Below are 25729 nucleotides of genomic sequence, written 5' to 3'. Positions count from 1 at the left end.
GTTATTCAATGGGTTGAAGTCGAGCCTGCTGTAACATATGCAATGTGATCTTTCTGACCTCTGCCTTACTGACGGCGATGTGGTCGGTTAAAATGCGCTGCGCCTCCTCGGTTTGTTGCTGGAAAATCGCCCGTAAAATCTGAGCGTGCTCGCGGTATGTCGCCTCCATTCGGTCGTCTCGGGTAAAATCGAGACGGCGAATGATGCGGATTTTTTCGGTCAGTTCGGCGTGGATGCGCGCCATCTCCTGATTGCCAGCGGCGGCCACCAGCGCCATGTGAAAGGCTTCATCCTGCGCCGAAACCGCTTTGCCATCGGCCAGAGGCGGTGCATCCATCCAGAAGCTTTTCAGCGCGGTGAGCATGTCGATGCACTGCGGTGCGGGCAGTGCGCACAAGCGGCGCACCGCTTCGCACTCCAGCACGGTGCGAAAGTCGTACAGCTCTTCGAAATATTCAAAGTCAAACGGCTTCACCTGCCAGCCGCTGCGGAACCACACTTCGACGTAGCCCTCGCGCTCCAGCCAGAACAGCGCCTGACGCACCGGCGTGCGGCTCACTTCCAGCCGATCGGCGATTTCGTTTTCGCTAAAGCGATCGCCCGGCATCAGTCGGAACTCAAAAATGTCCTGTTTCAGCGCCTGATAAACCTTTTCGGCCAGTGCTTCCGGACGACCTTTGCTACGAGGGCTCGTGTTCATGCCGACTCCTTATTCCAGCCACAGCAGGGCATCGCCCGGACTCACCGGACGTCCAGCCTGGCAGGCAATGCGTTTCACGGTGCCGGCCTGCGGCGCGACAATCGCCAGTTCCATTTTCATCGCTTCCACGATGACCAGCGTTTGACCGGATTCCACCGCGTCGCCCGGCTGCACCAGCACTTTCCAGATGTTGCCGTTCATATCGGCGCACACCGCCAGCGCATCGTCGTCGGCTTCGGCCACCACCAGCGTCTCCTCGCTGGTGAGCGGCGCGTTCTGCTCTTCCTGCGCCCACAGCGTCACTTCCTGTTCGAAGGCGGCGGACTGACGCTGGCGGAAATCACTGATCGATGCGGCATTTTCCGCCAGGAATTGATGATGGGCGGCGAAGTCGAAGACCGTTTCTTCGATGCGCACCGTGGCGCGGCCTTCGCGGAAGTCATCGCGCAGCTGCGTCAGTTCGTTTTCCGTTACCGGATAAAAGCGCACCTGATCGAAGAAGTGCAGCAGCCACGGCTCGTCGGCCGCAAACTGCTCGTTTTTCAGGAACTTGTTCCAGATTGGTAGTGTGCGGCCCACCAACTGATAGCCGCCGGGTGAATCCATGCCGTAGATGCACATGTACATGCCGCCAATGCCGACCGTGCCTTCGGCGGTAAAGGTGCGCGCCGGGCTGTATTTGGAGCTCAGCAGGCGATGGCGTGGATCGATCGGTACCGCGCACGGCGCGCCGAGATAAACATCGCCGAGGCCGAGAATCAGGTAGCTGGCATCAAAAAGGGTGTCGCGCACCGCTTCGCGGCTCGGCAGGCCATTAATACGCTGGATAAAATCGACGTTATTTGGCAGCCACGGCGCGCTGGCACGCACGGTTTCCTGATAACGTTCGACCGCGCCGAGCGTGGCGCTATCTTCGAAGGCCATCGGCATCCAGACAATGCGCGACGGCACTTTCAGCTGGCTGACATCGCCGAGCCCGGCTTCCAGTTCCAGCAGCAGCTGCATCAGCTGTTTCTGGCTGAGAATCAGGCTGTCGTAGCGTACCTGCAGAGAGCGCACGCCCGGCGACAGCTCTTCCACGCCCGGCACCGCGCGTTCACGTAGCGCATTCATCAGCAGATGCACGCGCAGACGCAGCGCCAGATCCAGCACATTATCGCCGTACTCAATCAGCACATATTTGTCGCCCGCCTGGCGATAAACCGCCGCTGGCGTGGTTGCCGTGGCGGGGAGCGCCGCCAGCAAGGTGGCGGAACCGATAGCGCTGGCTGCTAAAGAGGGCACCGCAAAGGCCGGCGCGTGGCTGCTGCGCAGCGTGGCCACGCTGTGCGCCTGGGCTTTTTCCAGCGCCACCGCTTCGTCGGCGCTGATTGGGTGGAAGCGAATTTTATCGCCCGGTTTCACCTGGCCGACTTTCCACAGTTCGGCTTTGGCGATGGTCACCGGGCAAACGAAGCCGCCGAGGCTGGGGCCGTCGTGCGTCAGGATCACCGGGAAGTCGCCGGTGAAGTTCACCGCGCCGATGGCGTATTCGCAGTCATGCACGTTGGACGGATGCAGGCCGGCTTCGCCGCCGTTGGCGCGCGTCCATGTCGGTTTCGGGCCAACCAAACGCACGCCGAGGCGGTTGGAGTTGTAGTGCACCTGCCAGTCGCTGGCAAAGAACTCATCAATCGCCGCCTGAGTGAAGAAATCCGGTGCGCCGTGCGGTCCATACAGCACGCCGATGCGCCATTCAGTGCCGTAGTGCGGCACCAGCGCATGATCGAGCGCCTGCGGGGCGCTGACCGGCGCGGGCGTGGTGCAGGCAGCGAGCTGCGGCTGAGAAATTGGCAGCATATCGGCGACGCGCAGAGTGCGTCCGGCGTGGCCGCCAAACTGGCCGAGCGAGAAGGTGGATCGGCTGCCGAGATATTCCGGCACGTCGAACCCGTTGCGCACCGCTAAGTAGGTGCGGCAGCCGCTCTGCGCGCGGCCCAGCGTCAGGGTTTGTCCCGCTTTGACGCTGACGGGCTGCCAGTAGGCGATGTTTTCGCCATCGATGTCGGCTGGGCAATCAGCGCCGGTCAGGGCGATAACGGCATCGCTGTGGAAGCGCAGCGTGGGGCCTTGCAGCGTGAATTCCAGTCCGGCGGCGCTGTCGTGGTTGCCAACAATGCGGTTGGCGAGGCGGAAGGCGAAATCGTCCATTGGGCCGGATGGCGGCACGCCGATATCCCAATAGCCGAGGCGGCCAGGAAAATCCTGAATGCTGCTGAAGGTGCCGGGTTGCAGCACTTCAATCACGCTGGCGGCTGGTGTGAAGCTATCGAGGAAGCGCGTCCACACGTTGCCGCTGCGGAAGGCGTCGGTGGCGACGATCTGGCGCAGATAATCGAGATTGCTGGCGATGCCGTGCAGCTGCGTGGCGTCGAGCGCCTGCTGCATCTTCGCCAGCGCCGCTGCGCGCGTCTCGGCATGCACGATCAGTTTGGCGACCATCGGATCGTAAAACGCCGAGACTTCGGTGCCGGTAGCGATCCAGCCATCAACGCGCACGTCATCCGGGAAACTGACGTGGGTCAGTACGCCGGGGCTGGGCTGGAAGTTTTTCAGCGGATCTTCGGCGTAGATACGCACTTCAATCGATGCGCCAGCGGGCGCTTGCTGCAGGCGCGCCCAGTCGAGGGCATCGCCAGCGGCGACTTTCAGCATGCACTCAACCAGATCGAGGCCGGTGACGCATTCGGTGACAGGATGTTCAACCTGCAGGCGGGTGTTCACTTCGAGGAAGTAGAAGGCATCTTGTTCGGCGTCGTAGATGTATTCCACCGTACCGGCGCTGCGATAATTCACCAGCTCGCCGAGGCGCACCGCAGAAGAGAGCAGCGCTTCACGCGTTGCCTGCGGTAGATTCGGTGCAGGCGTCTCTTCGACCACTTTCTGGTTGCGGCGCTGCAGCGAACAGTCGCGTTCGCCGAGCGCGATCACTTTGCCGCTGCCGTCGCCAAAAATCTGCACTTCAACGTGGCGCGCGCGATCGATGCAGCGTTCTAAAAACACGCCCGCATCGCTGAAGAACTGCTCGCCAAGGCGGCGCACGCTCTCCCACGCATTGCGCAGCGCATCGGCGTCGGCGCAGCGCGTCAGGCCAATGCCGCCGCCGCCTGCCGTGCTTTTCAGCATCACCGGATAGCCGATGGTGTCGGCGGCGCTTAAGGCTTCTTCCAGCGAACTCAGCAGCGGCGTGCCCGGCGTCATTGGCACGCCCGCGCTGGCAGCGAGCTCACGCGCGCGGTGTTTCAGGCCAAACTCGCCAATCTGCTGCGCGGTGGGGCCGACAAAGGCGATGCCGGCTTTTTCACAGGCATCGGCAAACGGCAGGCTTTCTGACAGGAAACCGTAGCCCGGCCAGATGGCTTGCGCGCCAGTTTCCTGCGCGGCGGCGAGGATTTTGTCGATGCGTAAATAGCTGTCGCTGGCTTTGTCACCGCCAAGGGCGATGGCGACGTCAGCTTCTTTGACGTGGCGCGCGTTGCGATCGGCATCGGAATAGACGGCGACGCTTTTCACGCCGAGGCGTTTTAAGGTGCGAATGGCGCGGCAGGCGATCTCGCCACGGTTAGCAATCAGAACGGTGCTGAACATGCTTATTTACTCCCCAGAGAGGCCAGCCAGTTGCGCCAGCCGCCAAATTCGGTAATTTCCAGCGCCTGCGACAGCACCGCCGGTTCACAGATAAAGCCTTTTACGATGCGTCCGTCGGCCAGCGTCAGCGAGCCAATGCCGAGCGGGGCCGGGATTTCCGCCACGAACTCGCCAAAGCGCGCCAGCGGGATATCCCACAGTTCCACGGTGATCGCCGCACCGCTCTCGCCACGCAGCAGGCCCGGCTTCTTAATCGAGCCATCGAGCAGGGCGAACAGACGGTAATGGCTGGCGGTTTGCGTCTCCTCGACCAGCACCGCCTGGCGCGTGGTGAGCTGGAAGTTGAGCGGCATGCCGGTGAGATGCGCACCCACCACCGCCACGCGGACGTGATCGGCGGAAACCGGCAATGCGCCTTGCTGAGCAGGCTGCGCCTTGCCGGTGGCACCGAGCGGCAGCGCCATCTGCTGCTGCCAGCGCAGGCCAAAACCAGCCAGCGCGCGATCGTGCCACGCAGGCGCAATCAGCGTGATGCCGGCAGGCAAACCATCGGCGCGGAACGGCGCAGGCAGCGCCAGCGCGCTGAGATCGGCCAGGTTGGTGAAGTTGGTGTAGGTGCCGAACTGCGAGTTGTAATTCACCGGCTCCTGCTGCATTTCGTCCAGCGTATGGATGGTTGGCGAGGTGGGCACCACCAGCGCATCGAACTGCGTCAGCGTTTGCTGAATCTGGCGCGTCAGTTCGGCGCGCAAGTATTCCGCCTGATAGGCTTCGACTGCGGTGTATTTCAGGCCGCTGTTGACGATGCCGTATACCACCGGATCCATCTCTTCCGGGCGGTTGATCATCTCGCCCACCGCCACGGTGCGCTCGGCGACCCACGGACCGTAATAGAGCTGCTCGGCGAGTTGATGGAACAGGGAAAAATCGATCGGATGCAGCGTGGCGCCGCCGGCCTGCAATTGCTCCAGCGCCGCCAGCCAGGCCGCTTCGGCTTGCTTGTCGCCGAAGAATTCAGGCGTGGCGGGAATGGCGAAATCGGGCTGCGCTTTGAAGCTGGCTGGCGCGGTGTGCGGATTGCTGCGCGAATAGGCATCGCCCGCGTCATAGCCGCCCGCTGCGGTAGCCACCGCGAAGGCATCTTCGACCGTTAACGCGAACACGGAAATGGTGTCATTGAGGCGGCAAGCGGGCACCACGCCGCTGGCAGAGAACCAACCTTTGGTCGGCTTGAGGCCGACAATGTTGTTAAAACCGGCGGGCACGCGGCCCGAACCGGCGGTGTCGGTGCCGAGTGAGAAGCCCACCAGACCGCGCGCCAGCACCGACGCAGAACCGGAGCTGGAACCGCCGCTGACGTAATCAGGATTGAAGGTGTTGCTCACGGCACCAAACGGCGAACGCGTGCCGACTAAGCCGGTGGCGTATTGGTCGAGGTTGGTTTTGCCAATCACCACCGCGCCTGCTGCTTTGAGCTGCGCGACAACAAAGGCATCGGCTTCGGCGGTGTAGGTGAAGGCCGGGCAGGCGGCGCTGGTCGGCCAGCCGGCGACATCAATATTATCTTTTACCGCAAACGGCACGCCAAACAGCGGCAGCGCCGCCGGGTTGCGCTGATAGCTCGCCAGCAGCGGTTCAATCTGTGCCTGCAACTGCGCGGGCGTGGCAAGATAGAGCCACGCGTTATCCTGCGCGTCGAGGGCGTCGAGATGAGCCGCCAGCAAGGCGGTAATCTGTTGTGGATCCTGTTGGTAACTGCGTTGCCAATCCTGGAGCGTAAAGCCAAAGGTCGATGCCATGAGTGAATTCCAACTGGTATACAAGATGGAATTCAACAGAGCAAAGCGCGTGCCATTTTTGTAAGCCGATGAAACCGCGTAGTTAATTGATGTGTAATACGTTTTTCTGATGATAAATTGCACAACGGCGGCGCAAACGCTGCGCAACGGCGGTGCGCGAGCGTAAATTTTGTGAAGAACATGGCAAGAGACGGTTGGCCTGGTTAGCATGAAAGAAGTCTGGCATGAGCTGGATCGCAGCACTGAGAGGAGAGCGTAATGGAGAAGTGGCGTTACTGGATGCTAGGGATCTGTCTGGCCAGCACGGCCAGCAGCGTATGGGCCGATTCGCTGGATCAGCAGCGACAGCGCTATGCGCAAATCAAGCAAGCCTGGGATAACAAACAGATGGACCAGGTGACGCAGCTGATGCCGACGCTGCAGGATTATCCGCTCTACCCGTATCTGCAATATCGCCTGCTGGCGCAGGATCTCGATCAAGAGACACCGCTGGCGGTGAAGAACTTTATTCAACAGTATCCTACGCTGCCGCCGGCGCGCTCGCTCTCAACGCGCTTTGTGAATGTGCTGGCGAACCGTCAGGATTGGCAGGGCGTACTCAGCTTCAGCCCGGATGAACCGAAACCGGTGCAGGCGCGCTGTAACTGGTACTACGCTAAGTGGGCGACCGGCCAGCAGCAGGCGGCGTTTGCCGGTGCGAAAGAGATTTGGCTGCGCGGCACCGCGTTACCGAACGACTGCGACAAGCTGTTTTCGGTATGGCAAGCCAGCGGGCAACTCTCGCCGATCACCATTCTCGAGCGTATTCGTCTGGCGATGAAAGCCGGTAACGACAGCCTGGTGAACTATCTGGCGAAAATGCTGCCGGCGGATTATCAAACCACCGCCAGCGGGCTGATTGCGCTGCAGCAGAATCCGCAAACCGTCACCACCTTTGCCAGCAGCATGGGACCCACCGATTTCACCCGCATGGCGACCAGCTACGCCTTCGCCCGCGTGGCGCGTGAGGATATGGATAACGCGCGCATGATGATCCCGCAGCTGGTGCAGGCGCAGAAGATGAGCCAGGCCGATGAGCAGAATCTGAAAGAGACCGTGGTGTGGCGCATGATGGGCGCGGATCTCACCAGCGAGCAGGCGCGCTGGCGTGATGCGGTGGTGATGAACAGCGAATCTACCGCGCTGGTGGAGCGCCGCGTACGCCTGGCGCTGAGCCAGAACGATCGTCGTGGTCTCAATACCTGGATCGCGCGTTTGCCGGTGGAAGCCAAAGAGAAAGATGAGTGGCAATACTGGCAGGCGGATCTGCTGATTTCGCAGGGCCGTAAAGAGGAAGCCAACGATATTCTGCGGAAGCTGATGCAGGCGCGCGGTTTCTATCCGATGGTCGCGGCGCAGCGTTTGGGCGTGGAGTATCCGTTGCAGGTCGACAAAGCTCCGGCAGCCGACAGCAGCGTGACGCAAGGTGCGGAAATGGCGCGCGTGCGTGAGCTGATGTATTGGGGGCTGGATAACCTGGCACGCAGCGAGTGGGCCAATCTGATCTCCAGCAAAACCCGTTCGCAGCAGCAGATGCTGGCGCGTTACGCTAACGAGCAGGATTGGTGGGATCTCAGCGTGCAGGCCACCATCACCGCGAAAATGTGGGATAGCCTGAAAGAGCGCTTCCCGCTGGCATGGCAAAACCTTTACCAGCAATACACCAGCGACAAAGGCATTCCGCAGAGTTATGCGATGGCGATTTCACGTCAGGAGAGCGCGTGGAACCCGAAAGCGCGTTCACCGGTGGGCGCCAGCGGATTGATGCAGGTGATGCCCGCTACGGCGACGCATACCGTGAAGATGTATAACATTCCCGGCTATGTGAACAGCAGCCAGCTGCTGGATCCGCAGACCAATATTCAGATCGGTACGCAGTATCTGGAGTATGTCTATCAGCAGTTTGGTCAGAACCGCATCTTCTCTTCGGCCGCCTATAACGCCGGTCCGGGACGCGTGCGCAGCTGGCAGAAAACCAGCGGTGGTAATCTGGATGCGGTGGCGTTTATCGAAACCATCCCGTTCTCCGAAACGCGTGGCTACGTGAAAAACGTGCTGGCCTACGATGCCTATTACCGCTACTTCATGGGCAAGCCGGACAAGATTCTCGCCGACAGTGAGTGGAATCGCCAGTATTGACTGTGCTATGCTTCCGTACTCGTTAATGAGTACGGAAGCCCTTCATGAGCCAACCCCTTTCTTCCCAGCCGGAATCGGCTCAGCCTGTTGAAGATAACTGGCTGCGATTTATCGAACTGATGCAAAATGCCTTTGCCGATGGCGTGGCGCTGCCGTTATTACAACTGATGATGACGCCGGATGAACGTGAATCCTACGGGACGCGTTTGCGCATTATTGAAGAGCTGATGAACGGCGATATGAGCCAGCGTGAACTGAAGAATGAGTTGGGCGTCGGCATCGCCACCATTACGCGCGGGTCTAATAGTCTGAAAGAGGCGCCGCCAGAGCTAAAACGCTGGCTGGAAGCGCGTCTCGGCCGCGGTTAACGCTGGCTGTAGAGCGGATGGGTGAACGGACACAGCGCCAGAATCAACGCCTGATGGTAGACGCTGGAGCGGCTAAGCAGGCCGTGGGTGAGGGCACCAATCGCGCCACCTTTGTGTTTGATATTCTCCACGCCGGTTAAGCGTGCCATCTCATCACCCAGTTCATGCCCGGCAGCCAAGCCTGCCACGACAATCGGCGGCAGCGTAAAGCTGGCCGAACGTGATTCTCCGCGCTGCTGCGCGTTTTCAACCACCATCCACGCAAAGGCGCAATCGCCTTCAATGCCCGCTTCGATCGCCACCCAATAATCGGCCCGTGGACGCGTTTGACGCGCGTTCTCAACCCGCTGACGTGCGCCAGTTCGCGTTTCAACATCACTAAGTGGCTGGGCTGCGACGCCGCTCTCGACCTCAACCCCTTCGATGTGGCAGGATCCTTCGCCGAAAACGTCGTTGAACGCCTGAGCAATCGCGCGAATTTTTGCCGGGTTGATGGTGGCTGCGACAACATGGTACATAATTGTTTGAACCCTCGAGGCAAATTTGTCGCAGTATAACGGAAATTAAGCATGCTACAGGTCTATCTTGTTCGTCACGGTGAAACGGTATGGAATGCGGCTCGGCGCATTCAGGGGCAGTCTGACAGCCCGTTAACGGAAAAAGGTGAGCAGCAGGCTCAGCAAGTGGGCGAGCGAGTGAAATCGCTGGGCATTACCCATGTGATTGCCAGCGATTTGGGACGGACGCGGCGTACGGCAGAGATTATCGCCGATGCGTGTGGCTGCACCGTGACGCTTGATGCGCGTCTGCGCGAGCTCAATATGGGCTGCCTGGAACAACGTCCACTCGATGGCTTAACCGAAGAAGAGGAACACTGGCGGAAAACGCTGGTGGATGGCACCACTGCTGGACGTATTCCGGGTGGCGAATCGATGGCGGAGATGGCGACGCGGATGCACGAAGCGCTGAATGCACTGCTGGAGCTGCCTGCCGGCAGCCGTCCGCTGATTGTCAGCCACGGGATGGCGCTGGGCGTGTTGGTCAGTACCATTCTCGGTTTGCCTGCGCATGCGGAACGTCGTTTGCGTCTGCGGAATTGCTCGATCTCGCGCGTGGATCATCAGCAGAGCGCGTGGCTGGCGGCCGGTTGGGTAGTTGAGACGGCGGGCGATGTGTCGCATCTGGATGCGCCAGCGTTAGACGAGCTTCAACGCTAAGCCAAAATAAAAATGCCGTCGCGATGACGGCATTTTTTTATTAGTTATTCTGTTGGCGAATCGGAATCAGGTATTCGCAGCGGATTTCCGTTGGCGGCTCGCTACGTTTTTTACCCCCGTGCGTGTAGAAACGCTCGATGTCCTGTCCCTGACGACGCACTAATCCCAGCGTTGGCATACAAGTGCCGTACAGCAGCAGGATAAATTCACCCAGCGCGCTGCGCGCACCGTTGTAGGTGAACTGCACGTAATCACCGGCTTCCACAATCACGCTCTGATTCGACTGCATGCTTTTTGCCAGCTGATCGGCAGGCACCGCAGTGGTGTAGAGAATCTCCTGCTCATCATCTTTTTCATGGCTGGCGCGCACCTGATGCAAGCCATACAGCACCGGCGGCACCGTGTCGGTTTCCAGCAGGAACTGCTTCCAGAAATGCAGGCGCATCTCATCGCGGTAGCTGGAAATCTGCTCCAGCGTACAGGAGTAACTCTGCGTCTGGCCGACCAACACCGTTTCTGGCAGCGTGACAAACTGCGCTTCCGGCATGCTGTTATCGTCGAGACGAATTGGCGGGCGAATGCCAAACGAGTTCCACTCCGATGAGCGACGATACCAGGCAGGCGTTTGGTTGAATTGCTTTTTAAACGCACGGGTAAAGGTCTGCTGCGAATCGAAGCGATATTGTAACGCGATGTCGAGGATGGGGCGGCTGGTCAGGCGAAGCGCCACCGCGGCTTTCGACAGCCTACGCGCGCGAATGTACGCACCAATCGCGTGGCTGGTTACTTCCTTGAACATCCGCTGTAGATGCCACTTGGAGTAGCCTGCTTTCTGCGCAACGTTATCTAATGAAAGCGGTTGATCCAGATGGCTCTCCAGCCAGACAAGCAAATCGCGAATGATACCGGCTTGGTCCATAAAACATCCTCATAACTCTCTGGTGGCGCAACTATGAAGTCGTCGAATAATAGCACGAAATGCACAAAAGCGTGGGGGCGGTTTGCTAATCGAGTGTGCTAAGTCAAAGCGGTTAAAACCCTTTTAGGTTTGGTTCTCTGTTCGATTGACAGTACATTACATTCTCATCTATTCGATTGGCAATGGTAACTCAATGACAATAGCTCGTATTCTTATAATCACGTTGGCAACATATGTATTCAGTGCTGGCGTTCAGGCCGAAGAGATCGGCTCAGTTGACACGGTATTCAAGATATTTGGCCCCGATCATAAGATCGTGGTAGAAGCCTTCGATGACCCCGACGTAAAAAATGTAACCTGTTATATCAGCCGGGCAAAAACCGGCGGTATCAAAGGGGGATTAGGTTTGGCGGAAGACACGTCCGACGCGGCCATCTCCTGTCAACAGGTGGGCCCGGTAGAGCTTAGCGAGAAAATCGCACAAGGCAAGGCGCAAGGTGAAGTGGTGTTCAAAAAACGCACATCATTGGTGTTTAAGAAGCTGCAGGTGGTGCGCTTCTTTGACCAGAAACGTCATGCGCTGGTGTACCTAAGCTATTCCGACAAGGTGGTGGATGGATCGCCGAAGAATGCGCTGAGCGCCGTGCCGATTATGCCGTGGCATTAATGCAGGCATAAAAAAACGCCCTCACGGGCGTTTTTTCTTTCAACGCTTAATCCTGCAGTTCGCCGCAGAAGCGGTAACCTTCGCCGTGAATGGTGGCGATGATTTCTGGCGTGTCTGGCGTGGATTCGAAATGCTTACGGATGCGGCGGATGGTGACATCCACGGTACGGTCATGCGGCTTCAGCTCGCGGCCGGTCATCTTTTTCAGCAAGTCACCACGCGTCTGGATTTTGCCAGGGTTTTCACAGAAGTGCAGCATGGCGCGGAATTCACTGCGCGGCAGCTTGTACTGGTCGCCGTTTGGACTGATCAGTGAGCGGCTGTTGATATCCAGCTCCCAACCGTTGAAGCGATAGCTTTCAACGGTACGGCGTTCTTCACTTGGCATCGCCAGATTCATGGTGCGCGACAGCAAATTGCGTGCACGAATCGTCAACTCACGCGGGTTGAACGGTTTGGTGATGTAATCATCGGCACCGATTTCCAGACCGAGAATTTTATCCACTTCATTATCACGGCCGGTAAGGAACATCAGCGCGACGTTTGCTTGCTCACGCAATTCGCGCGCCAACAGCAAACCGTTTTTACCTGGCAGGTTGATATCCATAATCACCAGATTGACGTCATTTTCCGTCAAAACCTGATGCATCTCGGCGCCGTCGGTGGCTTCATAGACCACGTAACCTTCTGCCTCAAAGATACTTTTGAGGGTGTTACGCGTGACCAGTTCGTCTTCAACGATAAGAATGTGCGGGGTCTGCATGTTTCGCTACCTAAAATTTGCCAACAAATCGAAAACAGGGCGTACGTCGGTTACGCTAATGTGCTGCAACCGGTATACGAAATAATCTTCGGAATACACCATCCATCTACGTCAACTTCAGTGTTAGCTCAGCCAGTCAGGATGGATATTTGCACGCCCCGAGGATCTCGGACAGGCGCTCATCCTAACCGTATTAACAGCAACCTAACAGCACCAACAACAACCGATAAGCATAAAAACAACGCTTCGTTGACTTATATCAAATGCAAGTGTAGCACGTTAACACTTTTATGAAAAACTTCTCCAGGATTGCTAGTTTAGCTCACAAAATGCAGCATTTTTGCTACATTTCGTCCTTATATAACCAAAACTAAAACACGCAGGAAATTATATTTCAATGATATGAAAGAAAAGGGTTTTATATTCAATAGGTCCGATAATTTTGCTTATGCCCGCTAATTTCCACTACAGCTGGATTTATCCCTCTTTTAACATCGTTAACATCTTATTTTCTCCTCTAGCCGCAGTTGGTATTTTCTCTCCTGCATGCCAACATAATGCGAGTTGTTAACAGTTCGATGGAAAAATCATGCATTTCCCCTTAATCCTTGTCTCTCCCGCTCGTCCGGAAAATATCGGTGCGGCTGCTCGCGCTATGAAAACCATGGGATTTAGCGAGCTGCGCATTGTCGCCAGCGATGCCTGGCAAGATCCCGCAGCACGCCGAGTGGCGCACGGCGCCGGTGAGATCCTCGATAACGTCAAAACCTACGCCACGCTGAGCGAGGCGCTCAAGGATGTCGATTTTTCCGTAGCGACCACCGCACGTAGCCGCGCGAAATTCCGCTATTACGCTACGCCCAGCCAGGTTGAAAACATCCTGCAGGAGAAGCGCCAATGGCTGAGCCGCATCGCGTTGGTGTTTGGCCGTGAAGACAGCGGCTTAACCAATGAAGAGCTGGAGCAGGTCGATCTGTTAACCGGCATTCCGATGGCCAATGATTATCCGTCGCTGAATCTCGGTCAGGCAGTGATGGTGTATTGCTATCAGCTGTCGGCGCTCAATCAGATTGCGGCTGAGACCGCAGAAGTGGCGAATGAGCAGCAGTTGCAGGCATTGCGCCAGCGCTTTCATCAGTTGCTGGTCAAGCTGGATGTGAGTGATGACGTCAAAATGGCGGACTGGATCGATCAGCGCATCGGCCTGCTGGAACAGCGTGACAGCGCCATGCTGCATCGTTTGTTACACGACGTAGAAAAAAAACTTATAGATAATTGCTCGGATAAATCCTGAGATGCTAGTGACTGATGCGGCAATCCGCCGCATCTCCTGAACGATCGCGATAATTTTTGCCTCAGCAAGCGCAGCACTGCGCAACGCCAGGGACGGCGCGGCTAAGACAAATTCGTTGACTTAACGTGCGCTTTGCTTTACTTCTGGAAGGCAGACGGACAAGACAAAGACAGACAGAAAAAAATCTAAATGCGTAAACTCAGCCTGAACACCACAATTATTATTACCACCACCATTACCACAGGTAACGGTGCGGGCTGACGCATACAGGAAAAACAAAGAAAAAAGCCCGCACCTAAACAGTGCGGGCTTTTTTTTCGGCAAAAATTCAGGAGAGCTTCAAATATGCGAGTGCTGAAATTCGGCGGAACCTCAGTAGCCAATGCGGAACGTTTTCTCCGTGTGGCGGATATTCTGGAAAGCAATGCACAACAGGGACAGGTTGCGACCGTACTCTCTGCACCAGCAAAAATTACCAATCATCTGGTGGCGATGATTGAGAAAACCATCAGCGGCCTGGACACGTTGCCGAATATCAGCGATGCCGAACGTATTTTTGCCGATCTGTTGCAAGGCTTGCGTGATGCGCAGCCGGGCTTTGATTATGACGGACTGAAAACCCGCGTTGAACTGGAATTTGCACAGCTGAAACAAGTGCTGCACGGCATCAGCTTGCTGGGCCAATGTCCGGACGCTGTGAATGCCGCCATCATCTGCCGTGGCGAAAAGCTGTCGATTGCTATTATGGAAGCGCTGCTGCAGGCGCGCGGCCACAAAGTTACCGTTATCGATCCGGTGGAGAAGCTGCTGGCGATTGGTCATTACCTTGAATCCACCGTTGATATCGCCGAATCCACGCGTCGCATCGCCGCCAGCCAGATCCCTGCCGATCACTTTATCCTGATGGCCGGTTTCACCGCCGGTAATGAGAAGGGCGAACTGGTGGTGCTGGGCCGCAACGGTTCTGACTACTCCGCTGCCGTGTTGGCTGCGTGTTTGCGCGCTGATTGCTGTGAAATCTGGACCGATGTTGACGGTGTGTATACCTGCGACCCGCGTCAGGTGCCTGATGCGCGCTTACTGAAATCGATGTCGTATCAGGAAGCAATGGAGCTCTCCTACTTCGGCGCCAAAGTCTTGCATCCGCGTACCATCGCGCCCATCGCCCAGTTCCAGATTCCTTGCCTGATCAAAAACACCGCTAACCCGCAAGCGCCGGGCACCTTAATTGGTGGCGAAGGCGAGCTGGATGAGAATCCGGTGAAAGGCATTACTAACCTGAATAACATGGCGATGTTCAACGTGTCAGGTCCGGGCATGAAAGGCATGGTCGGCATGGCGGCGCGCGTTTTCGCCGCAATGTCACGCACCGGCATCTCCGTGGTGCTGATCACCCAATCCTCTTCGGAATACAGCATCAGCTTCTGCGTACCGCAAAGCGAGCAGGCGCGTGCGCGTCGCGTGCTGGAGGAGGAGTTCTATCTGGAGTTGAAAGATGGCTTACTCGATCCGCTGGACGTGCTGGAACAGCTGGCGGTGATCTCGGTGGTCGGTGATGGCATGCGCACGCTGCGCGGCATCTCGGCTAAATTCTTCTCGGCGCTGGCGCGAGCCAACATCAATATCGTGGCGATTGCGCAGGGCTCGTCTGAGCGTTCCATCTCGGTGGTAGTGAGCAACGATGAAGTCACCACCGGCGTGCGTGTGGTGCATCAGATGCTGTTCGCTACCGATCAGGTCATTGAAGTGTTCGTGGTCGGCGTTGGCGGTGTGGGCGCAGCGTTGCTGGATCAGCTGCATCGCCAGCAGACGTGGCTGAAACAGAAGCACATCGATCTGCGCGTGTGCGGCATCGCTAACTCGCGGGCGCTGTTGACCAACGTACACGGTATCGATCTCAGCAACTGGAAGGCAGAACTGAACGAAGCCAAAGAGCCGTTCAATCTCGGTCGCCTGATGCGTTTGGTGAAAGAGTATCATCTGCTAAACCCGGTGATCGTCGATTGTACCTCCAGCCAGGCGGTTGCCGATCAGTATGCCGATTTCCTTGCCGAAGGTTTCCATGTCGTCACGCCGAACAAAAAGGCCAACACGTCGTCGTGGAATTATTACCAGCAGATGCGTGCAGCGGCAGCAAAATCGCGCCGTAAGTTCCTGTACGACACCAACGTTGGTGCCGGTTTGCCGGTGATCGAAAACCTGCAAAACCTGATGAATGCCGGGGATGAACTGATCAAGTTCTCCGGTATTCTCTCTGGCTCGCTCTCTTTTATCTTCGGCAAGCTTGATGAGGGCGTTTCGCTGTCGGAAGCGACCAAAATGGCGCGTGAGATGGGCTTTACCGAGCCGGATCCACGTGACGATCTTTCTGGCACCGATGTGGCGCGTAAGCTGCTGATTCTGGCGCGTGAAGCGGGGCATCAGCTGGAGCTTAGCGATATCGATATCGAACCGCTGCTGCCCGCCAGCCTGACGGAGATCGCCGACGTTGAGCAGTTTATGCAACGTCTGCCGGAGCTGGATAACGCCTTTGCCGCGCGCGTTGCCAAAGCGCGTGACGAAGGTAAAGTATTACGCTTCGTCGGCGCGATAGAAGAGGGTGGCGTCTGCAAAGTGAAGATTGACGCGGTGGACGGCAACGATCCGCTGTACAAAGTGAAGAACGGTGAGAATGCGCTGGCATTCTACAGCCGCTACTATCAGCCAATCCCGCTGGTTCTGCGTGGATATGGTGCAGGGAATGATGTCACAGCAGCGGGCGTATTTGCTGACCTTCTGCGTACGCTGTCGTGGAAGTTGGGAGTTTGATGATGGTAAAAATTTATGCACCGGCCTCGATAGGTAACGTCAGCGTCGGCTTTGATGTGCTTGGCGCGGCGGTTTCGCCGGTGGATGGCACCTTGCTGGGTGACTGCGTTTCCGTGGAAGCCGCCGACAGCTTTAGCCTGGTGAACTCCGGGCGTTTTGTCAGCAAACTGCCGACCAATCCGCAGGAGAACATCGTTTATCAGTGCTGGGAGCGTTTTTGCCAGGCGATTGGTAAACAAGTTCCGGTGGCGATGACGCTGGAAAAGAATATGCCGATTGGTTCCGGACTCGGCTCAAGTGCTTGTTCGGTGGTTGCCGGTTTGATGGCGATGAACGAATTCTGCGGCAAACCGCTCAACGACACCGAACTGCTGGCGCTGATGGGCGAGCTGGAAGGGCGTATTTCCGGCAGCGTACATTTTGATAACGTTGCGCCGTGCTTCCTTGGCGGCGTGCAGCTGATGATTGAAGAGAACGGCATCATCAGTCAGGACGTGCCGTGCTTTGACGAATGGCTGTGGGTGATGGCGTATCCGGGGATTAAAGTCTCCACCGCCGAAGCGCGTGCCATTCTGCCGGCACAGTACCGCAAAGAGGATGCCATTAAGCATGGCCGCCTGCTGGCAGGCTTTATTCACGCTTGTCATACGCGTCAGCCTGGGCTGGCGGCTAAACTTATGCAGGATGTTATCGCCGAGCCGTATCGCACCAAACTGCTGCCAGGCTTCGCCGATGCGCGTAAAGCAGCGCAGGATGTTGGCGCGCTGGCGTGCGGCATTTCGGGCTCCGGCCCGACACTTTTCGCCGTTTGCAACGAGATGGCAACGGCACAGCGGATGGCGGACTGGCTGAGCCAGCACTATCTGCAGAATGAAGAAGGTTTCGTCCACATCTGCCGTCTTGATACGGCTGGCGCACGTAAATTGGGATAACGCATGAAACTCTACAACCTTAAGGATCACAACGAGCAGGTTAGTTTTGCTCAGGCCGTTAAACAGGGCCTCGGCTCGCAGCAAGGGCTGTTTTTCCCGCTCGAACTGCCGGAATTCGAACTGACCGATATCGATGCCATGCTGGAGATGGATTTCGTCAGCCGCAGCAGCAAAATTCTCTCTGCCTACATTGGCGATGAAATTGCGGCGCATCAGCTGGCCGAGCGCGTGAAAAACGCCTTTGCTTTCCCGGCGCCTGTGGCGAAGGTCAGCGATGATGTGGCTTGCCTCGAGCTGTTCCACGGTCCAACGCTGGCGTTCAAAGACTTCGGCGGCCGCTTTATGGCGCAGATGCTTTCCTATGTGAGCGGTGCGGATGAGCAGATCACCATTCTGACCGCCACGTCCGGCGATACCGGCGCCGCCGTGGCGCATGCCTTCTACGGCATGGAAAACGTGCGCGTGGTGATTCTCTATCCGCAGGGCAAAATCAGCCCGCTGCAGGAGAAACTGTTCTGTACGCTGGGCGGCAACATCGAAACCATCGCGGTTGAAGGCGATTTCGATGCGTGTCAGGCGTTGGTGAAGCAGGCGTTTGATGATGAAGAGCTGAAAAAGGCGATTGGCCTGAACTCGGCGAACTCTATCAACATTAGCCGTCTGCTGGCGCAGATTTGCTACTACTTCGAAGCGGTGGCGCAGCTGCCACAAGAGAAGCGCAATCAGCTGGTGGTGTCGGTACCGAGCGGAAACTTCGGTGACTTAACGGCTGGCCTGCTGGCTAAATCATTGGGTCTGCCGATTAAGCGCTTTATCGCTGCGACCAATGCTAACGATACCGTGCCACGCTTCCTCGGCAACGGCGCATGGCAGCCAAACGCCACTGTAGCAACGCTGTCGAACGCCATGGATGTCAGCCAGCCGAACAACTGGCCGCGCGTGGAAGAGCTGTTCCGCCGCAAAACCTGGCGTTTGACCGATCTGGCGTACGGCGCGGTAACCGATGAAACCACCAAATCCACCATGCGCGAGCTGGCAGAGATTGGCTATATCTCTGAACCGCATGCGGCGATTGCTTACCGTTTGCTGCGCGACAACCTGCAGGAGGGCGAATATGGCCTGTTCCTCGGGACTGCGCATCCGGCGAAGTTCAAAGAGAGCGTGGATGAGATTCTGGGTCAGGATCTGCCGCTGCCAAAAGAGCTGGCCGAGCGCGCCGATTTGCCACTGCTGTCGCACAACCTGAAAGGCGATTTCGCGGAGCTGCGGGCGTTTTTGCTGAAGTAAGTGCTGACTGGGGTAAGTGCTCGCTGTCCCCCATCCCGGCCTTCCCCCGCTAGCGGGGGAAGGAGACGCTGCCACACGCAGCTCCCCAACTATCATATCGCAGCATCTTCCTCCCCCATTTATGGGGGAGGACCGAGGAGGGGGACAGCGAGCACGAACCAAGGAGGGGGGCAGCGAGCACAATCCATTGCAGCGCTTGCTGAACTATTTCTGCTCGCGGCGCTTAAACACCAGTTCGTTCTCGCTGCTTTCTGCACCGTCCAGAAAATATCCATCCACATCGAACTTCTTCAGCTGCGCAGGGTTGGTCAGGCGGTTCTGAATCACATAGCGGCTCATCAAACCGCGCGCTTTCTTGGCGTAAAAGCTGATGACTTTAAATTTGCCATTCTTCTCATCGAGGAACACCGGCTTGATCAACTCGGCGTTGAGTTTCTTCGGCTTGATGGCTTTGAAATACTCATCGGATGCCAGATTGATCAGCACGTCATCGCCTTGCTCAGCAATCGCCTCGTTTAACTTCTCAGTCAGCAAATCGCCCCAGAAGCCGTAAAGATCTTTCCCGGCCGGATTCGCCAGCTTGATGCCCATCTCCAGGCGATAAGGCTGCATCAAATCGAGTGGGCGCAGCAGGCCGTAAAGACCCGACAACATGCGCAGGTGCTGCTGGGCAAAGTCAAAATCGTCGTCGCTAAAAGTTTCGGCCTGCAAACCGGTATATACATCGCCTTTGAACGCCAGGATCGCCTGACGCGCATTCTCCAGCGAGAAGGGCGGCTGCCATTGGTTAAAACGATCGGCATTCAGGTGCGCCAGCTTGTCGCTAATGCCCATCAGTGAGCTGATTTGCGCCGGTGAAAGATCGCGCGCAACGTCAATTAATTGGTGTGATTTTTCTAACAGCGCCGGTTGGGTAAAACGTTGTGTCGCCAGCGGGCTTTCATAGTCCAGTGTCTTCGCTGGTGAGATAACCATCAGCATCGTGTACGTCCTCTTTGACCCGCAGGTTTATCAGGGAATTGAAGGGAAAATGTCGCAAGGAGTGTAGCAAAAAAGCGGCATGGATCGGCAAATCGCTCCCATTTGTTAGCGCTATCGTAAAGGGCACTTCGTGGTGTTGCGCCGTCACTTGTGCGTGATATTATCGCAACAGCCTTTTACACCCTGACAGTCAACCTAAGAGAAAGAGAACCATGACGGACAAACTTACTTCCTTGCGTCAGCTGACTACTGTGGTCGCCGACACCGGTGATATCGCGGCGATGAAACTTTACCAGCCGCAGGACGCGACCACGAACCCTTCTTTGATTCTCAACGCCGCTCAAATCCCTGAATACCGCAAACTGATTGACGAAGCCATTACCTGGGCACGTCAGCAGAGCAGCAACAAAGAAGATCAGCTGGCGCTGGTTTCTGACAAGCTGGCCGTCAACATTGGTCTGGAAATTCTCAAACTGATCCCTGGTCGCATCTCGACTGAAGTCGATGCGCGCCTCTCTTACGACACTGAAGCGAGCATCGCTAAAGCGCGTAGCCTGATCAAACTGTACAACGATGCGGGCATCAGCAATGACCGTATCCTGATCAAACTGGCGTCAACCTGGCAGGGCATTCGTGCTGCTGAGCAGCTGGAAAAAGAAGGTATCAACTGTAACCTGACGCTGCTGTTCTCCTTCGCGCAGGCGCGTGCCTGTGCCGAAGCGGGCGTGTTCCTGATCTCCCCATTCGTTGGCCGTATCCTCGACTGGTACAAGCAGAACACCGATAAGAAAGAGTATGCAGCCCACGAAGATCCAGGCGTGGTGTCTGTGGCTGAAATCTACAGCTACTACAAGCAGCACGGTTATGAAACCGTGGTAATGGGCGCAAGCTTCCGTAACGTTGGTGAAATCATTGAGCTGGCTGGCTGCGACCGTCTGACCATCTCTCCGGGCCTGCTGAAAGAGCTGGCTGAGAGCGAAGGCACCGTTGAGCGTAAGCTGAGCTACACCGGCGAAGTGAAAGCGCGTCCAGCGAAGATGACCGAAGCTGAGTTCTTCTGGCAGCACAACCAGGATCCAATGGCCGTTACCAAACTGGCTGAAGGTATCCGCAACTTTGCCATCGATCAGGGCAAACTTGAGAAGATGATCGCCGAGCTGCTGTAAGGTGATTGGCCGTGGCGGCAACCGCTGCCACGGTTTTACGTTTTTTCCCCCGCTTCTTGTATTATCCTTCTAACTACTCACGTCATTTGCTGCCATGCAGCTAACCACAGCGATAACTCTATGGATACTTTACGAATTGGATTAATTTCCGTTTCCGATCGTGCTGCTAACGGCATCTATCAGGATCAGGGCATTCCGGCGTTAGAGAGCTGGCTCACCGCCGCGCTGGCTACGCCGTTTGAAATTGAAACGCGTCTGGTACCGGATGAGCAGCCAATGATTGAGCAGGCGATTTGCGAGCTGGTCGATGAGCTGTTCTGCAATTTGGTCCTCACCACCGGCGGCACCGGACCGGCGCGGCGTGATGTGACGCCAGATGCCACATTGGCGGTTGCCGACCGTGAAATGCCGGGCTTCGGCGAGCAGATGCGCCAAATTAGCCTGCAATTTGTGCCGACCGCTATTTTGTCTCGCCAGGTTGGCGTGATCCGCAAGCAGTCGCTGATCCTCAATCTGCCGGGCCAGCCAAAATCCATTAAAGAGACGCTGGAAGGGCTGAAAGCGGAAGATGGAACGGTAAAGGTGCCGGGGATTTTTGCCGCTGTACCTTATTGTTTACAGCTACTGGAAGGGCCGTATGTGGAAACTCATGCCGATGTGGTAGCAGCTTTTCGCCCCAAAAGCGCCCGTCGTGAGACAAATGACTAAAAATCGGCATTTTCAGGCATAAAATCCAGCGGCACTGGTGTGGCAAAATATTGACGGTATAGTAATTCAATCTTTACATAAGTTGTTTTGCCTCTGGATACCGCTGGATTATGGATACGCACGCAACGCGCCGACTCAACGGGCAGGATTACAAAACCCTGTCGCTGGCCGCCCTTGGTGGGGCGCTGGAATTCTACGACTTCATTATCTTCGTCTTCTTTGCCGCCGTGATTGGCGAACTGTTCTTCCCGCCTGACATTCCTGAATGGTTGCGTCAGGTGCAGACTTTCGCCATCTTTGCTGCGGGTTATCTGGCGCGTCCGTTAGGCGGCATTATCATGGCGCACTTTGGTGACAAAGTGGGGCGTAAGAAGATGTTCAGCCTCAGTATTCTGCTGATGGCGCTGCCGACGTTGGCGATGGGCGCATTGCCCACTTATGCCAGCATTGGCATCGCTGCGCCGTTATTGATGCTGCTAATGCGCGTGCTGCAAGGCGCGGCTATCGGCGGTGAAGTGCCTGGCGCGTGGGTGTTTGTCGCCGAACATGTGCCTGAAAAACGCATTGGTTTTGCCTGCGGCACGCTGACCGCAGGCTTAACCGCAGGGATTCTGCTCGGTTCGCTGGTGGCAACGGTGCTGAACACCACGCTGTCACCGGCTGCGATGCGCGATCATGGCTGGCGCATTCCTTTCTTCCTCGGCGGTGTGTTTGGCTTGCTGGCGATGTATCTGCGTCGCTGGCTGCATGAAACCCCGGTGTTCCAGCAGATGCAGCAGCGTAAAGCGCTGGCAGAAAAAATGCCGCTGCAAACCATTTTTGCCAGCCATAAGCGCGGCATCGTAATTTCGATGCTGCTCACCTGGCTTCTGTCGGCCTGCATTGTGGTGGTGATTTTGATGGCGCCGACGCTGATGCAAAAACAGCATGGCATTCCCGCCGCGCTCAGTCTGCAGGCCAACAGCTTCGCCACCATTATGCTGCTGCTGGGTTGTGTTATCGCCGGATGGCTGGTGGATCGCTTCGGCGCGGCGCGTTCGCTGATGGTCGGTTCAATACTGCTGGCGATCGGCAGCTGGAACTTCTTCCATCAGTTAAGTAGCACGCCGGAAATGCTGTTTGTTTGGTACGGTTTAGCGGGCCTGAGCGTGGGGGTCGTCGGTGTAGTGCCGTTGGTGATGGTGCGCGCATTCCCGGCGGCGGTGCGCTTTACCGGCATCTCATTCTCGTACAATGTTGCTTACGCGATTTTCGGTGGTCTGACGCCGATTAGCGTAACGCTGATGATGAGCCTGACGCCAATGGCGCCTGCCTGGTATGTGCTGGCGCTGGCGATAATTGGCTTTATGGTGGGAATCTGGCTGTGGCGCGATAGCCGTCAGCAGTATGCGCAGTTAGATATGTCGCTGCACTCGTCATAATGCAAAAAGCGGAGCCAAACAGCTCCGCTATTCATTTGTCACTCGCCAATCGGCAATACCGTACGACCAAACTTCTCGTTCAGCACTTCGCCCATCGCCAGATAGAACGCACTCGAACCGCAAATAATGCCAATCCAGCCGGCAACGCGCAGCAACCCCGCGTTGTCGGTCAGGTGGCCGATAGCCAGCAGCGCAAACAGCAGCGTCAGGCTGGCGAAGATGAACTGCAGCATTTTCGGTGACTTCAGCGTGCCGAAAAACAGGAATGCAGTGAACACGCCCCACAGCGCGAGATACGCGCCAAGGAAGTGGCCGTCGGCCGCCTCTGCCAGCCCCAGTTTTGGCAGCAGTAGAATCGCCACCAACGTTAACCAGAAGCTGCCGTAAGAGGTAAAGGCGGTCAGCCCGAAGGTGTTGCCTTTCTTATATTCCAGCAGCCCGGCAAAAATTTGCGCGATGCCGCCGTAGAAAATCCCCATCGCCAGGATGATCACATCCATCGCAAACAGGCCGGTGTTGTGTAAGTTGAGCAGGATGGTGGTCATACCGAATCCCATCAGGCCCAACGGGGCGGGATTCGCCAGCGTGGTATTGCTCATAATTCCTCAGAAGCAGCGTTGAAGATGTTGTTCGTGTTTTACACCCGCGCAAACCGCTGGGGGCGCGAGGCACTGCATAATAAGCGGCCTCTTTTTGCCCAACTTTGATCTGAATCGACGAGAGAATGAAATTTTTTTTAGTTTTAACCCTTGATGCGCATCGAACCGGCCCCATTTACTTGTCATCGAGCGTTGTGAGGCAGCAAAAAAAGCCTGCTTCAGCAGTTGAAAGTGGTCAGTTTGACCGCATCTCTGTTTCACAACCCAAATTGGCAAAGAATTTAAGTAGGAGACGTTTAGATGGGCAAGATTATTGGTATTGACTTGGGTACAACCAACTCATGTGTTGCAGTTATGGATGGTGGTAAAGCACGCGTACTGGAAAACGCCGAAGGCGATCGCACCACGCCGTCGATCATTGCGTATGCACAGGATGGCGAAACTCTGGTGGGTCAACCGGCTAAACGTCAGTCTGTGACCAACCCGCAGAACACCCTGTTTGCGATCAAGCGCCTGATTGGCCGTCGCTTCCAGGACGAAGAAGTACAGCGTGATATTAAAATTATGCCGTACAAAATCATCGGCGCAGATAACGGCGACGCATGGCTGGACGTAAAAGGCCAGAAAATGGCACCGCCGCAGATTTCTGCTGAAGTGCTGAAAAAGATGAAGAAAACCGCGGAAGATTTCCTCGGTGAAGCCGTCACTGAAGCGGTTATTACCGTTCCAGCTTACTTCAACGATGCGCAGCGTCAGGCGACCAAAGACGCCGGCCGTATCGCGGGTCTGGAAGTAAAACGTATCATCAACGAACCAACCGCAGCTGCACTGGCTTACGGCCTGGATAAAGGTCAGGGCAACCGCACCATCGCGGTATACGACCTGGGCGGTGGTACTTTCGATATCTCAATCATTGAGATCGATGACGTTGATGGCGAGAAAACCTTTGAAGTTCTGGCAACCAACGGTGATACCCACCTTGGTGGTGAAGACTTCGATAGCCGTCTGATTAACTATCTGGTGGCTGAATTTAAGAAAGATCAGGGCATCGATCTGCACAACGATCCGCTGGCCATGCAGCGTCTGAAAGAAGCGGCAGAGAAAGCCAAGATCGAGCTGTCTTCAGCACAGCAGACCGACGTTAACCTGCCGTACATCACGGCGGATGCGACCGGTCCTAAGCACCTGAACATCAAAGTAACACGTGCGAAACTGGAATCACTGGTTGAAGACCTGGTTTCTCGCTCTATCGAGCCGTTGAAAGTGGCTCTGCAGGATGCAGGTTTGTCTGTTTCAGACATCAACGACGTGATCCTGGTGGGCGGTCAAACGCGTATGCCAATGGTTCAGGCCAAAGTGACTGAGTTCTTTGGTAAAGAGCCACGTAAAGATGTGAACCCGGATGAAGCGGTCGCCGTGGGTGCTGCGGTTCAGGGCGGCGTGTTGGCGGGTGAAGTGAAAGACGTTCTGCTGCTGGACGTGACTCCGCTGTCGCTGGGTATCGAAACCATGGGCGGCGTGATGACTTCGCTGATTAGCAAGAACACCACCATCCCAACCAAGCACAGCCAGGTGTTCTCTACCGCTGAAGACAATCAGTCTGCCGTGACCATTCACGTGCTGCAGGGTGAGCGCAAGCGTTCAGGCGATAACAAATCCTTGGGCCAGTTCAACCTCGACGGTATCCAGGCTGCACCGCGCGGTATGCCGCAGATCGAAGTCACCTTCGATATCGATGCAGATGGTATCCTGCACGTGTCTGCGAAAGACAAAAACAGCGGTAAAGAGCAGAAGATCACCATCAAGGCTTCTTCTGGTCTGAATGAAGAAGAGATCGAAAAAATGGTGCGTGACGCGGAAGCGAACGCCGAGTCTGACCGCAAGTTCGAAGAGCTGGTTCAGACCCGTAACCAGGGCGATCAGATTTCGCACAGCACCCGTAAGCAGCTGGACGAAGCGGGCGACAAACTGTCTGCTGACGACAAAGCGCCAATCGAAGCTGCGTTGACCGAGCTGAACACCGCGCTGAAAGGCGAAGACAAAGCAGAAATCGAAGCCAAAATGCAGGCATTGATGGAAGTGTCCAGCAAACTGATGGAGCTGGCACAGCAGCAGGGTCAGGCAGCTGATGCAGGCGATGCTTCTGCACAGAAAGAAGACGACGTTGTCGACGCTGAGTTCGAAGAAGTTAAAGACAAAAAATAATTGCCCCTGACCGGGCGCGACGGCTGGCCTGACAGCCGTTGAAACCAGCACGGGCGTAGGAGATCTCTCCACGCCCGTGCGATCATGTTA

At 56.5% G+C, this 25729-nt stretch carries 21 protein-coding genes and 1 other annotated feature; of the genes, 13 read left to right on the top strand and 8 right to left on the bottom strand.

What is annotated here, in order from left to right; translation table 11 throughout:
* Window position 1: 1 nt before the first annotated feature.
* Genes KVT28_RS15265 through atzF form a run of 3 tightly spaced genes read right to left on the bottom strand, consistent with a single transcriptional unit; the run spans window position 2 to window position 6126 of the window.
* Window positions 2-700: a GntR family transcriptional regulator gene (locus KVT28_RS15265; protein ID WP_192412422.1), complete on the bottom strand. Its 699-nt coding sequence runs from the start codon at window positions 698-700 to the stop codon at window positions 2-4.
* A 9-nt stretch (window positions 701-709) separates the two neighbouring features.
* Window positions 710-4327: an urea carboxylase gene (uca, locus tag KVT28_RS15260; RefSeq protein WP_217549143.1), complete on the bottom strand. Its 3618-nt coding sequence runs from the start codon at window positions 4325-4327 to the stop codon at window positions 710-712.
* 2 nt (window positions 4328-4329) lie between these two features.
* Entirely contained in the window at window positions 4330-6126 is a 1797-nt protein-coding gene (atzF, locus tag KVT28_RS15255; protein ID WP_101762167.1) for an allophanate hydrolase, read from the bottom strand.
* 258 nt (window positions 6127-6384) lie between these two features.
* On the opposite strand from atzF, the gene sltY reads away from it, so the two are divergent.
* Together sltY and trpR are read left to right on the top strand one after the other, a co-directional pair.
* Complete coding sequence (sltY, locus tag KVT28_RS15250; RefSeq protein ID WP_101762166.1) at window positions 6385-8304, top strand: murein transglycosylase; 1920 nt, start codon at window positions 6385-6387, stop codon at window positions 8302-8304.
* A gap of 44 nt (window positions 8305-8348) precedes the next feature.
* The gene (gene trpR, locus KVT28_RS15245; protein WP_101762165.1) at window positions 8349-8672 is read left to right on the top strand and encodes a trp operon repressor; all 324 of its coding nucleotides are present in this window, start codon (window positions 8349-8351) and stop codon (window positions 8670-8672) included.
* Here trpR and yjjX read toward each other — a convergent pair.
* Entirely contained in the window at window positions 8669-9190 is a 522-nt protein-coding gene (yjjX, locus tag KVT28_RS15240; RefSeq protein ID WP_217549141.1) for an inosine/xanthosine triphosphatase, read from the bottom strand. The two genes, trpR and yjjX, sit on opposite strands and share 4 nt — an antisense overlap.
* 51 nt (window positions 9191-9241) lie before the next feature.
* Between yjjX and gpmB the strand changes: the two genes are divergently transcribed.
* Entirely contained in the window at window positions 9242-9889 is a 648-nt protein-coding gene (gpmB, locus tag KVT28_RS15235) for a 2,3-diphosphoglycerate-dependent phosphoglycerate mutase GpmB (protein WP_101762163.1), read from the top strand.
* 40 nt (window positions 9890-9929) lie between these two features.
* Here the strand turns inward: gpmB and robA are convergent, their stop codons facing one another.
* A complete protein-coding gene (gene robA, locus KVT28_RS15230; RefSeq protein ID WP_101762162.1) occupies window positions 9930-10808 on the bottom strand; it encodes an MDR efflux pump AcrAB transcriptional activator RobA in 879 nt (292 codons plus the stop codon).
* Between the two features lie 193 nt (window positions 10809-11001).
* Between robA and creA the strand changes: the two genes are divergently transcribed.
* Window positions 11002-11475: a protein CreA gene (gene creA, locus KVT28_RS15225; RefSeq protein WP_101762161.1), complete on the top strand. Its 474-nt coding sequence runs from the start codon at window positions 11002-11004 to the stop codon at window positions 11473-11475.
* A gap of 46 nt (window positions 11476-11521) precedes the next feature.
* On the opposite strand, the gene arcA is transcribed toward creA, so the two are convergent.
* Window positions 11522-12238 carry a two-component system response regulator ArcA gene (gene arcA, locus KVT28_RS15220; RefSeq protein WP_008108686.1) on the bottom strand — a complete coding sequence of 239 codons (717 nt, stop codon included), beginning with the start codon at window positions 12236-12238 and terminating at the stop codon, window positions 11522-11524.
* Between the two features lie 589 nt (window positions 12239-12827).
* On the opposite strand from arcA, the gene KVT28_RS15215 reads away from it, so the two are divergent.
* From KVT28_RS15215 to thrC, 5 genes are all read left to right on the top strand, one after another.
* Window positions 12828-13532: a tRNA/rRNA methyltransferase gene (locus KVT28_RS15215; protein WP_101762160.1), complete on the top strand. Its 705-nt coding sequence runs from the start codon at window positions 12828-12830 to the stop codon at window positions 13530-13532.
* 189 nt (window positions 13533-13721) lie between these two features.
* Window positions 13722-13793, top strand: a complete 72-nt coding sequence (thrL, locus tag KVT28_RS28215; protein ID WP_071531027.1) for a thr operon leader peptide — start codon at window positions 13722-13724, stop codon at window positions 13791-13793.
* Window positions 13729-13851, top strand: a sequence feature (Thr leader region). Its footprint overlaps the gene before it by 65 nt.
* A gap of 26 nt (window positions 13852-13877) precedes the next feature.
* A complete protein-coding gene (gene thrA, locus KVT28_RS15205; protein ID WP_110867500.1) occupies window positions 13878-16340 on the top strand; it encodes a bifunctional aspartate kinase/homoserine dehydrogenase I in 2463 nt (820 codons plus the stop codon).
* A 2-nt stretch (window positions 16341-16342) separates the two neighbouring features.
* The gene (gene thrB, locus KVT28_RS15200) at window positions 16343-17272 is read left to right on the top strand and encodes a homoserine kinase (RefSeq protein ID WP_110867585.1); all 930 of its coding nucleotides are present in this window, start codon (window positions 16343-16345) and stop codon (window positions 17270-17272) included.
* 3 nt (window positions 17273-17275) lie between these two features.
* The gene (gene thrC, locus KVT28_RS15195) at window positions 17276-18559 is read left to right on the top strand and encodes a threonine synthase (RefSeq protein WP_008108676.1); all 1284 of its coding nucleotides are present in this window, start codon (window positions 17276-17278) and stop codon (window positions 18557-18559) included.
* Window positions 18560-18763: 204 nt separating this feature from the next.
* Here thrC and yaaA read toward each other — a convergent pair whose 3' ends face one another.
* Window positions 18764-19540: a peroxide stress protein YaaA gene (yaaA, locus tag KVT28_RS15190; protein WP_137385128.1), complete on the bottom strand. Its 777-nt coding sequence runs from the start codon at window positions 19538-19540 to the stop codon at window positions 18764-18766.
* 212 nt (window positions 19541-19752) lie between these two features.
* Between yaaA and tal the strand changes: the two genes are divergently transcribed.
* The 3 genes from tal to KVT28_RS15175 all read left to right on the top strand — a co-directional run bounded on the left by tal (window position 19753) and on the right by KVT28_RS15175 (window position 22835).
* Window positions 19753-20706: a transaldolase gene (gene tal, locus KVT28_RS15185; protein ID WP_137385129.1), complete on the top strand. Its 954-nt coding sequence runs from the start codon at window positions 19753-19755 to the stop codon at window positions 20704-20706.
* A gap of 120 nt (window positions 20707-20826) precedes the next feature.
* Complete coding sequence (gene mog / locus KVT28_RS15180) at window positions 20827-21414, top strand: molybdopterin adenylyltransferase (RefSeq protein WP_101762156.1); 588 nt, start codon at window positions 20827-20829, stop codon at window positions 21412-21414.
* 110 nt (window positions 21415-21524) lie between these two features.
* Complete coding sequence (locus tag KVT28_RS15175) at window positions 21525-22835, top strand: MFS transporter (protein ID WP_192235756.1); 1311 nt, start codon at window positions 21525-21527, stop codon at window positions 22833-22835.
* Between the two features lie 38 nt (window positions 22836-22873).
* On the opposite strand, the gene satP is transcribed toward KVT28_RS15175, so the two are convergent.
* Window positions 22874-23434 carry an acetate uptake transporter gene (gene satP, locus KVT28_RS15170; protein ID WP_101762154.1) on the bottom strand — a complete coding sequence of 187 codons (561 nt, stop codon included), beginning with the start codon at window positions 23432-23434 and terminating at the stop codon, window positions 22874-22876.
* A 300-nt stretch (window positions 23435-23734) separates the two neighbouring features.
* On the opposite strand from satP, the gene dnaK reads away from it, so the two are divergent.
* The gene (gene dnaK, locus KVT28_RS15165; protein WP_101762153.1) at window positions 23735-25639 is read left to right on the top strand and encodes a molecular chaperone DnaK; all 1905 of its coding nucleotides are present in this window, start codon (window positions 23735-23737) and stop codon (window positions 25637-25639) included.
* Window positions 25640-25729: the final 90 nt, after the last annotated feature.

This window comes from Pantoea sp. GbtcB22 (assembly GCF_019091025.1).
Lineage (GTDB): Bacteria > Pseudomonadota > Gammaproteobacteria > Enterobacterales > Enterobacteriaceae > Pantoea > Pantoea leporis.
Note: the sequence above shows the minus strand (reverse complement) of the source record. Positions and strands in the feature narration are given on the sequence as shown.